The following is a 14,997-nucleotide window of genomic DNA, read 5'->3' on the forward strand; positions in this document are numbered from 1 at the left end:
ATGACCACGTCCTCCGAGTACGCGGACTACGTGACCGGTGACCCGGTCGTCGACGGCAAGGCGCCCGAGGGCCCGATCGCCGAGCGCTGGGACAGGCGCCGCTTCGAGGCGAAGCTGGTCAACCCCGCCAACCGCCGCAAGCACACCGTGATCGTCGTGGGTACGGGTCTGGCCGGCGGCTCGGCCGGTGCCACGCTCGCCGAACAGGGCTACCACGTCGTCCAGTTCTGCTACCAGGACTCCCCGCGCCGCGCCCACTCGATCGCCGCCCAGGGCGGCATCAACGCCGCCAAGAACTACCGCAACGACGGTGACTCCGTCCACCGGCTGTTCTACGACACCGTCAAGGGCGGCGACTTCCGGGCGCGGGAGTCGAACGTCCACCGCCTCGCCCAGATCTCCGTCGAGATCATCGACCAGTGCGTGGCACAGGGGGTACCGTTCGCCCGGGAGTACGGAGGTCTGCTCGACACCCGCTCCTTCGGCGGCGTCCAGGTGTCCAGGACCTTCTACGCCCGGGGGCAGACGGGACAGCAACTGCTGCTCGGCGCCTACCAGGCCCTCAGCCGGCAGATCGCCGCCGGAAACGTGGAGATGCATCCCCGCACCGAGATGCTCGACCTGATCGTCGTCGACGGGCGGGCACGCGGGATCGTCGCGCGGGATCTGATCACGGGGAAGATCGACACGTACTTCGCCGACGCCGTGGTGCTCGCGAGCGGCGGATACGGCAACGTCTTCTATCTGTCGACCAACGCCATGAACTCCAACGCGACCGCCGTGTGGCGAGCGCACCGGCGGGGCGCGCTGTTCGCCAATCCGTGCTTCACCCAGATCCATCCGACGTGCATCCCGCGCACCGGCGACCACCAGTCGAAGCTGACGCTGATGAGCGAGTCGCTGCGCAACGACGGCCGGATCTGGGTGCCGAAGGCCCAGGGCGACACCCGTCCGGCGAACAAGATCCCCGAGGACGAGCGCGACTACTACCTGGAGCGGATCTACCCCTCCTTCGGCAACCTCGTCCCGCGTGACATCGCCTCCCGGGCCGCGAAGAACGTCTGCGACGAGGGCCGCGGCGTCGGCCCCGGCGGGCAGGGTGTCTACCTGGACTTCGCCGACGCCATCGCGCGGATGGGGCGCGGGGCCGTGGAGGCCAAGTACGGCAACCTCTTCGACATGTACCAGCGGATCACCGACGAGGATCCGTACGAGGTGCCGATGCGGATCTACCCGGCCGTGCACTACACGATGGGCGGACTGTGGGTCGACTACGACCTCCAGACCACCGTCCCCGGCCTGTTCGCGATCGGGGAGGCCAACTTCTCCGACCACGGGGCCAACCGGCTCGGCGCGTCCGCGCTGATGCAGGGCCTCGCCGACGGGTACTTCGTGCTCCCGGCCACCATCAACGACTATCTCGCCCGGCACCCCGGCCAGGACGGCATCGACCGTGAACACCCCGTCGTGCAGGAGGCGCTGGCCGAGACGGAGGACCGGCTGAACCTGCTGCTCTCCGTCGACGGCGACCGTACGCCCGACTCCTTCCACCGCGAACTCGGCGAGCTGATGTGGGAGTTCTGCGGCATGGCCCGCACCGACGGCGGACTGCGCAAGGCCCTGGAGCGGATCCCGCAGATCCGTGAGGAGTTCTGGCGGCGGATCAAGGTGCCGGGAACCGGCGAGGAGTTCAACCAGTCGCTGGAGAAGGCCAACCGGATCGTCGACTACCTGGAACTCGCCGAGCTGATGTGCCTCGACGCGCTGCACCGGAGCGAGTCGTGCGGCGGTCACTTCCGCGAGGAGTCCCAGACGGCCGACGGCGAGGCGGAGCGCCGGGACGAGGAGTTCTCGTACGCGGCCGCCTGGGAGTTCACGGGGACGGGCTCGGCTCCCGTCCTGCACAAGGAAGACCTCGTCTTCGAGTACGTCCACCCCACCCAGCGGAGCTACGCATGAGGCTCACCCTGCGCGTATGGCGGCAGCGAGCCGCCGACGCAGACGGCGCCATGTCCACGTACGAGGTGGACGACATCTCGCCCGACATGTCCTTCCTGGAGATGCTCGACACGCTCAACGAGGAACTCATCCTGCGCGGCGAGGACCCGGTGGCCTTCGACCACGACTGCCGGGAGGGCATCTGCGGGGCGTGTTCGCTGGTCATCAACGGGGACGCGCACGGCCCGGAGCGGACGACGACCTGTCAGCTGCACATGCGCTCCTTCTCGGACGGCGACACGATCGATGTGGAACCGTGGCGGGCGTCGGCGTTCCCGGTGGTCAAGGACCTGGTGGTCGACCGGTCCGCGTTCGACCGGATCATCCAGGCCGGCGGGTACATCACGGCGCCGACCGGGGCCGCGCCGGAGGCGCACGCCACGGCGGTGCCCAAGCCGGACGCGGACTTCGCGTTCGAGCACGCGGAGTGCATCGGGTGCGGTGCGTGTGTGGCCGCGTGTCCCAACGGGGCGGCGATGCTGTTCACCTCGGCCAAGATCAACCACCTGAACGTGCTGCCGCAGGGGGCGCCCGAGCGGGAGACGCGGGTACGGGACATGGTCGCGCAGATGGATGACGAGGGGTTCGGGGGGTGCACGTTGGCCGGTGAGTGCGCCACGGCTTGTCCCAAGGGGATCCCTCTGGTGTCGATCACGAGCATGAACAAGGAGTGGTTGCGGGCCACGAGGAAGGCCGGGAAGCGGTAGCGCCGTCGGGTGCCTGTCGATTGCGGGGTGCGCCCCCCGCGCCCCTTCGGGGGCGCTGAACGTTCGCCGAATCGTGCGGACGGGCGGGGTCGGGAGTGGTGCTCAGTCCCGGCCCCGTCTGGATTTTCTGTGTAGGTAGGCTGCGCTCATGATGTTCGGGCGGAGGGGGAGGCAGCGGTTCCTGGAGGCCGTCGCCGGCTTCGACGCCGCTGTGCGGGAGCGCGACGGCGCCCGGATCCAGCGCGCGTACCAGGAGATGCACCGGCGGTTCGAGGGCGCGGCGGAGCACGAGATCGCCCAGGCGGCGCCCCGGCTGGTCGCGTTGCTGCCGGAGCTGCCCGCCGGGCCCGACACCATGGTCGCCATCGTGATCGGCGCCTGCGTCGAACGGGGCGCCGACCCGGCCGACTGCGCGCCGGCGATCTTCCACGGGCTCGACTGGGCGCTCGGCGCCGCGGGGGAGTTCTGCGAGCGCTGGTCGGCCACCGGCGGCGGTGACTTCCCCGAACCCGACCACGGGGACCCCGACCCCTCGATCGTCGAACGGGTCGGCATGGAGGCGGCCCTCGGCTGGTGGCTGCTCCCGCGCTGGGAGATGGCGGCCGTCGCCCTGCTCAACCGTCCCGCCGTACGGACCGGCCTCGGTGCCGAGACCCGCGCACGGGTGTCCCGGGCGCTGCGGACCGTGGAGGAGGCGTCCGGGCACGACGTCAAGTGCCTCGCGTACGCCCTGCTCGTGCTCGACGACGAGCCGCTGGTGGTGCTGCACCGGCCCAGCGGCACCGGGTACGCGATGCGGATGAGCGGCATCGGGGACAACTTCCAGCTCCACACCCTGCTCGCCGGGGTGCTCGTCGGCGGCGGGCACGTCGACGGGCGGGCGCCGTCCGAGAGGGAGGTCGCCGTGTGCCGGGACACCCCCGGGCAGGTACCGACGACCGGGGCCTTCAACCTCGTCACACCCGGCGGAGAGTGGGTGTGGAACGAGGGCACCCCCAGCGACATCCCCGTCGTCGAGGGCGTACGGCTGCTGGTGCTCGATCCGCCGCCGTACGAGCGGAGCTGGCCCGCCGGGCGGTTCTTCCCCCGGATGACGGGCGAACTCGTCCTGGAGCGGGTCCTCGACGCCGATGAAACCCGCACGTGGCTCGGGGGTTGCGCCCCGGCCAGGTGACGTCCACCGGGACCGTTCCGTTCAGCAAGCGCACATCCGGGCTCCCGCCACCGGTCACACGAAGGCCAGACGGCATCGGAAGAACTGGGGCGGCGGACCGCACGTCCCCAGGTCCGCCCCTGACGCCGCCGAGTCGGCCCGTGACCGGGAGATGCCATGACCGCCTCCACACTCGACAGCCCGCCCCAGTCGGCCGCCCCACCCGTTACCGCGTCACCCTGGCCCGCAGCGGGAGGACGTCCGCGCCGCGCAGCGGCTGCGGCACGACGTGTTCGCCGGAGAGCTGGGCGCCCTGCTGGCAGGCCCGCAGCCGGGGCTGGACGTCGACCCCTTCGACGCCTACTGCGACCACCTCCTCGTCCGCGACACCCTCACCGGCCAGGTCGTCGGCACCTACCGGCTGCTGCCGCCCGAGCGGGCCGCCGTCGCCGGACGGCTGTACTCCGAGGGCGAGTTCGACCTCGGCCGGATCGACGCCATCCGGCCCGGGCTGGTGGAGGTCGGCCGCTCCTGCGTCCACCCCGGCCACCGGGACGGCGCGGTCATCGGTCTCATCTGGGCCGGCATCGCCCGCTACATGCTCGACGGCGGCCACGAGTGGCTCGCCGGGTGCTGCTCCATCCCCCTCGCCGACGGCGGCACGCTCGCCACCGCCACCTGGGACCGGGTGCGGGACAAGCACCTGGCGCCCGAGGAGTACCGGGTACGGCCGCTGCTGCCCTGGATCCCGAACAACGAGACCCCCGCGTCCCGCACGGAGCTGCCGCCGCTGCTGCGCGGCTATCTGCGGCTCGGCGCCTGGGTCTGCGGCGAGCCCGCGCACGACCCGGACTTCGGCGTCGCCGACCTCTACGTGCTGCTGTCGATGCGCCGGGTCAACGCCCGCTACCTGCGCCACTTCCTCTCCCTCGTCCCGGCGGCGTGACCCGGTGAGCGTCTGGCTGCCGAGCGCGCCCTGCACCCCGGGGGCCTGCGTGGAGACGAGGGCGTCCCGCGCCGCCGTGCCCCGGGCCGCCGTCCGGTTCGCGGCGGTCGTGGCCCTGGTCCTCGTCGGGGTCCTGGTGAGCCTGGTCGGCCTGCGGCCCCCGGCCGGGGCCGTACGGCGATGGTCCCGGTGGGTCGTGCGGGCGTCGGGGGTGCGGGTACGGATCTCCGGCGCCGCCCCGCCCACCAGCGGGCTTCTCCTCGTCGCCAACCACGTCTCCTGGCTGGACATACCCCTGCTCGGCGCGGTGCGTCCGGCGCGGATGCTCGCCAAGGCGGACATCCGGGCGTGGCCGGTCGTGGGCGCTCTCGTCGCGCGCGGCGGAGTGCTGTTCATCGAGCGGGACCGCATCCGCGCGCTGCCGGACACGGTCAGCCGCATCGCCGACGCCCTGCGCGGTGGTGCGGCCGTCGTCGCCTTCCCCGAGGGCAGCACCTGGTGCGGCCGCGGGCAGGGACGCTTCCGGCGGGCCGTGTTCCAGGCCGCGCTCGACGCCGACGTGCCCGTGCAGCCGGTCCGCGTCCGCTACCGGCTCGCCCGGGGCGGACCGAGCACCACGCCCGCCTACGTCGGGGACGACGCGCTGCTCACCTCCGTGTGGCGGGTGGTGACGGCACGCGACGTCGTCGCCGAGGTGGACGTACGGCCCGTCGTCCGCCCGGCCGACCACCTCGACCGGCGGGCGCTGGCGAGGGCCGCGCAGACGGCGGTGATCGACGTGGCGGCCATGGTCGCGCACGTGCCCGAAGTGAGCGGCGGGTGCCTGCCCGCTCAGCCGAGTCCCGCGATCCGGGCCAGCCTGGTGTAGGAGTCCAGCAGCGCCTCGCGGTCGTACGTGCTGGTCGTCACCAGGACCTCCTGGGCGCCCGTCTCCTTGATCAACGACTCCAGTTCGTGCGTCACCTGCTCCTCGGTGCCGTACACCTGACCGGTCAGCCCGGCCTCGTAGAAGCCCCGCTCCCTGGCCGTCATCGTCCGCCGCTCGACCTCCTCCGCCGGGGCGAGCGGCGGGAACGTGCCATGGGTACGGGAGTGGGCCATGGCCCAGGCCTCGGGGAGCAGGATCCGGTGCGCCTCCTCCGGGGTGGCGGCGACGGCGATCGTGCCGGAGACGACGACGTACGGCTCCTCGGCCCACGCGGACGGACGGAAGCCCGCGCGGTAGCGGTCGATGCCGCGTCGCACCCGCTCGCGGTCGCGGAGATCGCCGATCACCATCGGCAGGCCCGCCCGCGCGGCGATGTCGGCGCCCTCGCCCATCGCGAGCACGAACGGGGGGACGGTCAGGCCCTCCGACGGGCGGGCGTGCACGCCGGTCGGGGAGGTGCCCCGGAACCAGGAGAGCAGCTCCTCCAGCTGGCCCGCGAAGTCGGCCGCTTCGGCGGCGTCCTTGTCCCGGCCGAGGGCCCGGCGTACGCCTTCCGTGAAGCCGACGGAGCGGCCGAGGCCCATGTCGATCCGGCCCGGGAACAGGGACGCGAGGACTCCGAACTGCTCCGCGACGATCAGGGGGCGGTGGTTGGGGAGCATGACGCCTCCGGTGCCCACGCGGATGGTACGGGTGGCGGCGGCCACGGCCGCGGCCAGGACGGTGGGGGCGGAGCCGGCCACTCCGGGGACGCCGTGGTGTTCCGACACCCAGAAGCGGTGGAATCCGAGCCGTTCCGCGTCCTTTGCCAGCCGGACGGTGTCCCGCAGGGCCTCGGGGTGGGGTGGTTCTCGCGGGTGCGGGAGCGGTCGAGGACGGAGAAGCGGGTGGAGGCGGTGGAGGGGAGGGCCGGGGTCATATGGGGTTCAACGTTCTGGGGGGGGGGATTCCCGGCGGGTGCGGGTGCGTCGTGGTTGGTCGCGCAGTTCCCCGCGCCCCTTGAAAGCATGGGGTGAGCCCGGGTTACCCAGGGGCGCGGGGAACTGCGCGAGAAGCCCCACCGGGCCTGCGGACGGCGACGCGCCCCCGCACCCCCACACAAGACCGAGCCGCGCCCGGAAAAACCGGACGCGGCTCGCTCCAGGTGTCGCCAGGACAACGGGTCACTTGCGACCGATCGTGATCCCCTTCGTCTTCGCGGCCGACTTGTTCTCGTAGACGACCGCCCCCGTGGACTTCTTCCAGATCTTGATCTTGAAGGTGTCCGGGCCGTCCGTGGCCGTGATGCGGAAGGCGTACCCGGTCTTCCCGTTGACCGTGCCGGAGCCCTGGTAGACCGCCTTCGAGCCGGTAACGACCAGCCAGTCCGAGCCCGTGGAGCGGAACTTCAGCTTGGCCTTGGCGAAGTCGAGCGCGGCCTTCCCGGACGGCTTGGTGGCGTTCTTGCCGTACTTGGCGTTGAAGGAGAAGCCGGCCGTGCCGGTCAGCTTCGGGCTCGCCGGGAAGGCCCCGGCCGACGAGGTGAAGCTGCCCTTTCCGGTCGCGGAACCCGCGGCCCGGTCGTAGACGATCAGCTCGGAAAGCGTGCTGCTCGCCGAGGCGCCGTCGTCGTCGGTGACGGTGATCACCGGGCGGAAGATGCCGGCCTTGCGGTAGGTGTGCGCCGCCTTGCAGACACCGAGGGAGATCTTGCCGGCGGTGGGCTTGGTGCCGTCCTTCCAGTCGACCTTGCAGGTGTGGGTGTCGCGGGTGCCCGGGTCGGTGAACTTCGCCGTGACCGAGGTGGCCTTGCCCGCCGCCACCGGGGACTTGGGGCCGGTCGCGGAGGTGATCTTCGGGGCCGCGTTGGTGACGGTCACCTTCGCCGTGTCGCTGCTGCGGCCGCCGGTCAGGGTGACCTTGTACGTGCCGTTGTCGGCGCAGGTGACCGTGGTCTTCGCGGACTTGGCGTCGGCGAAGACGCAGGGCACGTCGTTGCCGATCGTCCACTGGGCGGTGCCCGCGCCGGAGACCGTGCCGTTCAGCTGGATCTTGGCGCCCTCCTTGCCGGAGGCGTCCGCGCCGGCCCGGGCGATGGTGACCGGGTCGATGCTCTCCAGGGTCGGGACGACCTTCTTCAGCAGGCCGTCGGCGTCGAACTCCAGCTTGTCGATGGTGGTTTCGCGGTGGGTGCCGTCACCGCCGGGGATGGCGAAGCGGTGGTAGACGATGTACCAGTCGTCCGTGTTCGGGACGTGGACCACCGAGTGGTGGCCGGGGCCCTTGATGCCGAGCGAGAGATCCTTCTCCAGGATCACGCCCTGCTTGGTCCAGGGACCGGTGGGTGAGGAGCCGGTGGCGTAGGCGACCCGGTAGTTCTCGTCGCGGGTGTCGTTCTCCGACCACATGAAGTGGTAGGTGCCCTTGCGCTTGATGACGAAGGTGCCCTCGTTGTAGCCGCTGGGGGTGATGTCCGAGATCTTGGTGGAGTCGAACGACACCATGTCCTCGTTCAGCGGGACCACATAGGCGCGGCCGTTGCCCCAGTAGAGGTACGACTTTCCGTCGTCGTCCGTGAAGACGGCCGGGTCGATCATCTGGCCGGGGAGGGTACCGGCCTTCAGCAGCGGCTTGCCGAGCGCGTCCTTGAACGGGCCGGTGGGCGAGTCGGAGACCGCGACACCGATGTTCGCGTCGGCGCAGAAGTAGAAGTAGTACTTGCCGTTCTTCTCCTCCATGGCCGGCGCCCAGGCCCTGCTGTCCGCCCAGGAGACGTCCGGACCGAGGTCCAGGATGACGCCGTGGTCGGTCCAGTTGACCAGGTCCTTGGAGGAGTATGCCTTGAACTGCGTACCGCTCCAGCCCTCGAAGCCGTCGGTGGTCGGGTAGATGTAGAAGGTGTCGCCGAAGCGGACGATGTTCGGGTCGGCGTTGAGACCCGCCAGGACCGGGCTCTTCATGACCGCCGCCGACACGGTCCAGGTGCGCTTCTTCCCGTCCGAGCCCGTGACCTCGTACGTCACCGGCTTGCTGAAGTCGCGCAGGGTGCCGGAGGCGGGGCTGACGCTCGCGCCGTGGGCCAGGGTGAACTCCGGTGCCAGGGCGGTGACATCACTGCCCGGGGTGAGCGGCAGGACGACCTTGCTGTCCTTGTCGGTGATGATCGCGTCGGTCTTGAGCGCCGGGTGGGTCACCGCGGCGATGCCGGTGGTGTTGCCGCCCAGCTCCAGGACCTCGGCGGGCGTCAGGGCCCGGTTGTAGATCCGGAAGTCGTCGACCTCACCGCCGAAGTACGGGTCGGGGGAGTACAGGGACTTGCCGATGTAGCCGGAGTGGTCCTTCGCGGAGTCGTACAGGTCGGACGGCTTGATGGTGACTCCGCCGACCCGGGCGACCTCGGCGCCGTCCACGTACAGGACGGCCGTCTCGGTCGCGCCGTTCAGGGTGATGGTGAGGTGCTTCCACTCGCCCGGGGTGAGACGGGAGCCGCCGATCATCTGCTTCTCACCGGACCAGGTGGCCTTGGTGATCGCGGAGAACAGCTTGCCGCCGCCGTTGGACGGCGTGGCGAACAGGTACTTGTCGCTGTCGGGGCCGAGCCCGAACAGCCACTGGAAGTTGTCGCCGCCCTTCCACTTCACGTATGTGGAGACGGTGACGCTGCTCGTGTCCTTCAGAACGCCGTTCGGGATCTTGACGTACGGCGAGCCGGAGCCGCTGTTGCCGCCGGACATCTTGAACGAGCCGCCGTCCACGCCGGTCCCGAAGTCGGGCGTGCGGACGTAGGTGCCGTGGTAACCGTGGCCGCTGGAGTCACGGGCGATGCTGCCGCCGGTCTCGTCGAAGTCGTAGCGCAGCAGCAGGTCGGCGGGGACGTCGGGGCCCTCGGCGGAGACCGTGACCTCCGCGGTGACCTCGATCGCCGAGTCGCCCGCGATGTCGCCCTTCACCGTGAAGGTGCCGGCCTGCGCGTACTGCGACGCGTCCACGGCCCCCCAGGTGACGGCGACGGGCCGCTTCACACCGTCGCCGGTCTCGGCGATGACGGTGGCAGGCAGGACAGGAGCGTCACCGACACGCGTCTCGACCTTGACGTCCTCGACGTCGGTGATGATCTGGTCCGGCTGGTAGGTCTGCAGCAGCCGGTCGTACTCGGCCTGGGTCACCGGCAGCACGGTGCCGTGCCGGGGCTTGGACGGCAGGTCGTAGCCGGTGGACGGGGTCCAGACGCCGGAGGCCAGGTCCGTCGTCTCGAAGGGGATGTAGCCGCGCCCGCCGAACTCGTCCAGGAACGCGTACCACTTCTCCTCGGTGTTCGACTTGAACACCAGCGGGCCCTCGGCGGCGCTCATCTCGCCCTTGCCGATGCCCTCGGCGACGGCGGTCCAGGAGAGGTTGCGCAGCGAGTCGCTCTTCTCCTCGAAGATGAACTTGCTGTTGGGCGTGGAGGAACTGTTGTTGCGCTCGTCCTTGGAGAGGCGGAAGTACTCGCCGTCGTGCCGGATGACCGTGGAGTCGATGACCGAGTAGCCGCGGTCGATCCAGACCTTGGGCTCGCTGAACGTGTAGAAGTCACGGGTCGTCGCGTACATCATGCGGTTGTACGTGTCGCCGGAGTGGGCCTCGTTGTCGTACAGCTTGGACGCCCAGAACACGACGTACTCGCCGCGCTCCTCGTCGTAATAGGCCTCCGGGGCCCAGGTGTTGCCGGCCGAGTCGGGGGAGACCTTCACCAGGCGCTGGTTCGTCCAGTTCACCAGGTCGGTCGACTCCCAGACCATGATGGACTTGCTGCCGGTGCGCTGCGAGGCGTCCCAGTCGCCGTTGCCGTAGATCTTGAGGTCGGTGGCGATCTGGTAGAACTTGTCGCCCTCGGGAGAGCGGATGATGAACGGGTCGCGCAGGCCCTTCTCGCCCAGCGTGGACGTCAGGACCGGCTTGCCGTCGTTCAACTCCCGCCACTTCAGCGGGTCGTTGCCCTTGCTGAGGGCCGCGTAGAGCTGCTCGCCGTCCGAGGTGCCCTCGCCGGTGAAGTAGCTGAACATATAGCCCTTGAGGGCTTGCTTCTTCGGCAGCTCCGGCACCTTCGCGGTGAAGGAGCGGGTCTTCTTCGCGTCGCCCTTGGTGACGGTCGCGGTCAGCTCGACGGTGGTGGCGCCGTCGCCGTCGGCGGGACGCTTCACCACGCCCTCGGCGGAGACGACGTCCGGGTTCGCGGAGGACCAGGCGACCTTGGTGGCGAAGTCACCGGACGTGGGGAGCGTCAGGTTCCCCCGCACGTCGTCGAGGTTGTGCACGGTCAACGCCTCGGTGGCCTGGTCGACGGCGGTCGTGTCGTCGAAGGCGGGCAGGACCGTGACCTCGAAGGTCTTGGTGGCGCTCGCGGGACCCTTCTTCAGCGTCGCCGTCAGGGTGGCGTGGCCGTCCGGCTGACCGGCCGCGGGGCGGGTCACCGCGCCGGAGTTCGAGACCACGTCCGTGTTGTCGCTCGCCCAGGTGATGGTCGAGCCGCCGGCCGTGCCGGTCTTCGGCAGGTCCAGGTCGGCGGTCACCGCGCTGGTGTCGCCCAGGGTGAGGGCCGCCTTGTCGGCGGCGACGCCCTCCGCGGCGATGGGGAGCGAGAGCTGCTCGACCTCGGAGCCGGCGAGGGCCCGGTCGTAGACCCGGAAGTCACGGATCTTGCCCTTGAAGAGCTTGTCGCCGGTGTAGACCGACTTGCCGATGTGGTTGGCGGTCGTCGTGCCCGAGCCGATGGAACCCGGGGTGGTGGTGACCGAGGTGTTGCGGCCGACCTCCACGCCGTCCTCGTAGAGCACGCCCGTGGTGCCGGTCTGGGTGTAGGTGAGCTGCTTCCACACCGAACGGGTCAGGTTGTGCGAGTCGGAGGGCCGGGTGCTCTGCTCGGTCGACCAGTTGCCGGACGCTATGGCGGTGCGCAGGGAGTTGCCTGTGGCGAAGAGGTAGCCGTCGCCCGTGCCGTTGCTGGTGTTGCCGAAGCCGTAGATGAAGTACGGCCCGGCCTGCGACTCGTCCATCAGCACGTCCATGGAGACGCTGATCGAGTTCATGCCCTTCATGATGTCGTTCGGCACCTTGACGTAGGTGTCCGAACCGTTGAAGGCGAGACCCTGACCGTTGCCCGTCCAGCCGGCGGTGCCGTTCACCGTGCCGTCACGGCCGTTGCCGGAGGCGTCGGTGACCGTGGTGCCGGAGGTGGCGTCGAGCTTGTACCAGAGGGCCAGACCGTCGGCGAGGTCGGCGTCGTCCGCGGTGGCCGGAGCGGCGGGCCCGGCCAGGCCCAGAAGCAGTGACGCGGCGGTCAGTCCGGCGAGCGGACCCGCCCAGCGTCTCGCGCCGCCGCGCAGACGTGCGATGTACGTCATGTGGAGTATCCCTGCTGAGAGCACGGCTGATGAAGGGGTGGCGAAGACAACGGGAACGCAAGTGGGAGGGGTCGGGAAAGGGCGGGAACCCTCGCCCCGGGTGTCCCGCTGTTTCGGCCGTGTGACGTCGTGTTGCGAGAGTGTCAATCGGCGCGTGGTGGGGCGTCAAGAGGTATCGAACAATGTCCGACAGGTCGAACAAAGAGCCCCCGTCCTCGGGGGAGAACGGGGGCGCTGGGAGCGGTGCTTACCGGACGGGGCGTATCAATTCCCACGTGTCGACCGCGAAGTCCCGCTGCATACCGTGCCGTTCGTACAGGGCGAGGGCTCCGGTGCTGTTGTCGGTGTCGACGCCGAGGCTGACGCGGTCGCGGCCCAGGGCCGCGTAGTGGCCGAAGGTGTGGCGGAGCAGCAGGCTGCCGAGGCCGCGGCCGCGGGCCTCGCGCAGGACGCCGATGCTGGAGATCCAGGCCGCGGCGGAACGGTCGTTGCGGGACCGCAGGGCCGCCACGCCCCCGACGCCGTCGACGTGGGCGATCCAGACCAGCGACCAGTCGACGTTCTCGGCGTCGATGTCGTCCAGCCACTGCTCGTACGTGCGCGGCTGGAAGTCGAAGTGGTCGGCGAAGGCCGTCTGCAGCAGCCGGTGCGCCTTCCTGCGGTCGTCCTCGGTGGCACAGGTGCGCAGGGTGACGCCGGGAGGCGGCGTCGGCAGGGGCTCGGCGGGGAGAGGGGCCGGGCCATGACGTTGTAGCGGCGGACCGTGCGCCAGCCGCGTCCGCGCAGCGCGTCCAGGTCCATCGTGGGCGTGATGTTGAGGTGCATGTGCACGACGGCCCGGTCCGCTCCGTTGGCCGCCGCGCGCTCGGCCGCCCGGGCCTCCATCAGGTCGAACAGGTGCAGCGCGCCGAGGGGTTGGTCCGGCAGCGTGTAGTGGTCCATGTCGATGCGCTCACCGCCGGACTCGTCCCACTGCAGGCCGTACGCGAGCAGGCGGTCCCCTTCGAACAGCAGCCAGGAGTCCCGCTCCAGGTCCGCCTCCGGATGCTTCAGATCCGCCTGCACCTCGACGAGTTCGGTCTCGGCACGGCCGATCTCCAGCAGGTCGATCTCGTTGAGCAGCGCGCACACGGCCTCGGCGTCGTCGAGCGTCGCCGGGCGTACGGTCAGGCCGGATGGGAGGGGGTGGGGCGGGTCGTGGTCATGGGGGCCACTGTCCGGGGGCGGGGCACGGTCGCAACGGGATTTTCGAGGGCACCCGGGGCTTTGGCCGGGCGGGGTGGGGGCGCTTGCCGCTGACAGGGTGCCGCTGGGCCCGTGGCAGCCGGGGCCGGCCCTTCAAGGGGCGCGGGGAACTGCGCGATCAGCCATGTACTGGCCGCAGTCGCCGAACTACCCGCACCCCCGAGCTATCAAGGCGCGCTCACACCCGCACCCTCACCCTCACGCCGCCACCGGCAACCCCGGCGTCCGGAACACCCTGTGGCGGGCATCGACCGCGAACACCTCGCACCCCTCCCTCGACGCGGCCCACTCGATCCCCTCCGCGCCCATCGCGAACGCCGCCGTCGCCGTCGCGTCGGCCTTGGTGAGAGTCGGCGCCACCACCGTGAGGCTGAGCAGGCCCGTCGCCGGGCGCCCGGTGCGGCCGTCGAGGATGTGGTCGCCGCGCTCGTACCTGGCGGACGTGGCGACCGCGCCGTCCGCGACCGACAGGACCACACAGAGGCGGTCCGCCCGCTCCGGGTGGCGCACCCCCACCCGCCACGGCCCGCCGGTCGCCGCCACGTCGCCTCCCGCGTTCAGGCACAGGCGCTTCGCGCCCAGCCCGGTCAGCATCTCCGCCGCCCGCTGCACGGCCCAGCCCTTCACCATGGCGCAGGGGTCGAGCCCGCGCCCCGGCAGCCGTACGTCGAACGCGCCGCCCGTCGCCACCCGGTACTCCTCGCACAGGGCGAGGACCTCGGTCAGGTCCGGGCTCAGCTCGTGCGGTGCCAGCTCGCCCCGGTCCAGCCGCGACACCTCGCTGTCGGCGCGGAAGGGGCTGAAGCGCGCGTCGACCTCGCGCAGCCAGGCGAACGCCGGCTCAGCCGCCTCGGCGGTGGCCTCCTCGTCCTCGATCAGCAGCGAGATCGGGAACCCCATGATGTGTTCGACGCGGCGCACCGGCTCAGGCCTTCGCGTCGATGGCGGCCTGGAGGGACTCCCGGTAGCCGTCGCTGGTGATGGTGGCGCCGGAGACGGTGTCGATGTCGGCGCTCTGTGCCGCCAGGGTCTCCTTGACCAGCACCGGGACGGCGGCCTCGGTCTGCGGGTGGTTCGGCTGCTTCAGCATCTCCACGGCGGTGATCTTCTCGCCCTCGAAGGTCACCTGGACCTGGACGTCGCCCTTGGAGGTGCCGACCGTCGGGCCCGCGACCGTCCGGCTCGCGCTCTCCTTCGTGGCCTCGGAGTCGTCCGAAGCCGAGTCGTCCGAGGCCGAGTCGGACGACGAGGCCGACTTCGCGTTCTCGTCGATCACGGCCTGGAGGGACTCCCGGTAGGCGTCACTGGTGATCGTGGCGCCCGAGACCGTGTCGATGTCGGCGCTCTGCGCCTGGAGCGTCTCCTCGATCAGCACCGGCACCGCGGCCTCGGTCTGCGGATGGTCCGGCTGCTGGAGGAACTTCACGGCGGTGATCTTCTCGCCCCGGAAGGTCGCCTGGACCTGGACGGGTCCCTTCTCGGTGTCGATCGTCGGGCCCGTGACCACGGTGGAGCCCGACGACGTGGACGCGGAGGCCGACGGGGCGGGTTCGGCGGTCGTCGTCGTGGACGTCGTGTCGGTCGAGGGGGCGTAACGCCAGACGGGCACCAGCGCGGCGGCGCTCAGGACCAGGGCGGGTATGGCTCGTTTCACAGTG

The 14,997-nt window shown here is 70.8% G+C and carries 7 protein-coding genes and 3 pseudogenes; 5 read left to right on the forward strand and 5 right to left on the reverse strand.

Annotated features, from left to right (window positions below; translation table 11 throughout):
* The 5 genes and pseudogenes from E4N62_RS39855 (at position 1) to E4N62_RS39875 (ending at position 5,672) form a co-directional block, all read left to right on the forward strand.
* A complete protein-coding gene (locus E4N62_RS39855) occupies positions 1 to 1,959 on the forward strand; it encodes a fumarate reductase/succinate dehydrogenase flavoprotein subunit (RefSeq protein WP_230222572.1) in 1,959 nt (652 codons plus the stop codon).
* Positions 1,956 to 2,705 carry a succinate dehydrogenase/fumarate reductase iron-sulfur subunit gene (locus E4N62_RS39860; RefSeq protein WP_230222574.1) on the forward strand — a complete coding sequence of 250 codons (750 nt, stop codon included), beginning with the start codon at positions 1,956 to 1,958 and terminating at the stop codon, positions 2,703 to 2,705. Before E4N62_RS39855 ends, E4N62_RS39860 begins: the two co-directional genes overlap by 4 nt.
* 148 nt (positions 2,706 to 2,853) lie before the next feature.
* Positions 2,854 to 3,879 carry a hypothetical protein gene (locus E4N62_RS39865; protein ID WP_230222576.1) on the forward strand — a complete coding sequence of 342 codons (1,026 nt, stop codon included), beginning with the start codon at positions 2,854 to 2,856 and terminating at the stop codon, positions 3,877 to 3,879.
* Positions 3,880 to 4,035: 156 nt separating this feature from the next.
* Positions 4,036 to 4,804: pseudogene (locus E4N62_RS39870) on the forward strand (GNAT family N-acetyltransferase).
* A 4-nt stretch (positions 4,805 to 4,808) separates the two neighbouring features.
* The gene (locus tag E4N62_RS39875) at positions 4,809 to 5,672 is read left to right on the forward strand and encodes a 1-acyl-sn-glycerol-3-phosphate acyltransferase (protein ID WP_230222578.1); all 864 of its coding nucleotides are present in this window, start codon (positions 4,809 to 4,811) and stop codon (positions 5,670 to 5,672) included.
* Here E4N62_RS39875 and E4N62_RS39880 read toward each other — a convergent pair.
* The 5 genes and pseudogenes from E4N62_RS39880 to E4N62_RS39900 form a co-directional block, all read right to left on the reverse strand.
* A pseudogene (locus E4N62_RS39880) lies at positions 5,636 to 6,651 on the reverse strand (LLM class flavin-dependent oxidoreductase). The gene E4N62_RS39875 and the pseudogene E4N62_RS39880 overlap by 37 nt on opposite strands.
* A gap of 244 nt (positions 6,652 to 6,895) precedes the next feature.
* On the reverse strand, positions 6,896 to 12,094 hold the full coding sequence (locus tag E4N62_RS39885) for a family 43 glycosylhydrolase (protein ID WP_230222580.1): 5,199 nt from the start codon (positions 12,092 to 12,094) through the stop codon (positions 6,896 to 6,898).
* Between the two features lie 247 nt (positions 12,095 to 12,341).
* Positions 12,342 to 13,264, reverse strand: a pseudogene (locus E4N62_RS39890) (N-acetyltransferase family protein).
* 273 nt (positions 13,265 to 13,537) lie between these two features.
* Complete coding sequence (locus E4N62_RS39895; protein WP_230222582.1) at positions 13,538 to 14,260, reverse strand: FAD:protein FMN transferase; 723 nt, start codon at positions 14,258 to 14,260, stop codon at positions 13,538 to 13,540.
* A gap of 4 nt (positions 14,261 to 14,264) precedes the next feature.
* Complete coding sequence (locus tag E4N62_RS39900) at positions 14,265 to 14,993, reverse strand: FMN-binding protein (RefSeq protein WP_230222584.1); 729 nt, start codon at positions 14,991 to 14,993, stop codon at positions 14,265 to 14,267.
* Positions 14,994 to 14,997: the final 4 nt, after the last annotated feature.

Origin of the sequence: Streptomyces sp. MNU76, assembly GCF_020982545.1 — a bacterium.
Lineage (GTDB): Bacteria > Actinomycetota > Actinomycetes > Streptomycetales > Streptomycetaceae > Streptomyces.

What these genes read in the sequence shown, in the direction of transcription:
- E4N62_RS39885 (WP_230222580.1), bottom strand. Translation starts at nt 12,094, where the DNA reads ATGACGTACATCGCACGTCTGCGCGGCGGCGCGAGACGCTGGGCGGGT.
- E4N62_RS39855 (WP_230222572.1), top strand. Translation starts at nt 1, where the DNA reads ATGACCACGTCCTCCGAGTACGCGGACTACGTGACCGGTGACCCGGTC.
- E4N62_RS39865 (WP_230222576.1), top strand. Translation starts at nt 2,854, where the DNA reads ATGATGTTCGGGCGGAGGGGGAGGCAGCGGTTCCTGGAGGCCGTCGCC.
- E4N62_RS39860 (WP_230222574.1), top strand. Translation starts at nt 1,956, where the DNA reads ATGAGGCTCACCCTGCGCGTATGGCGGCAGCGAGCCGCCGACGCAGAC.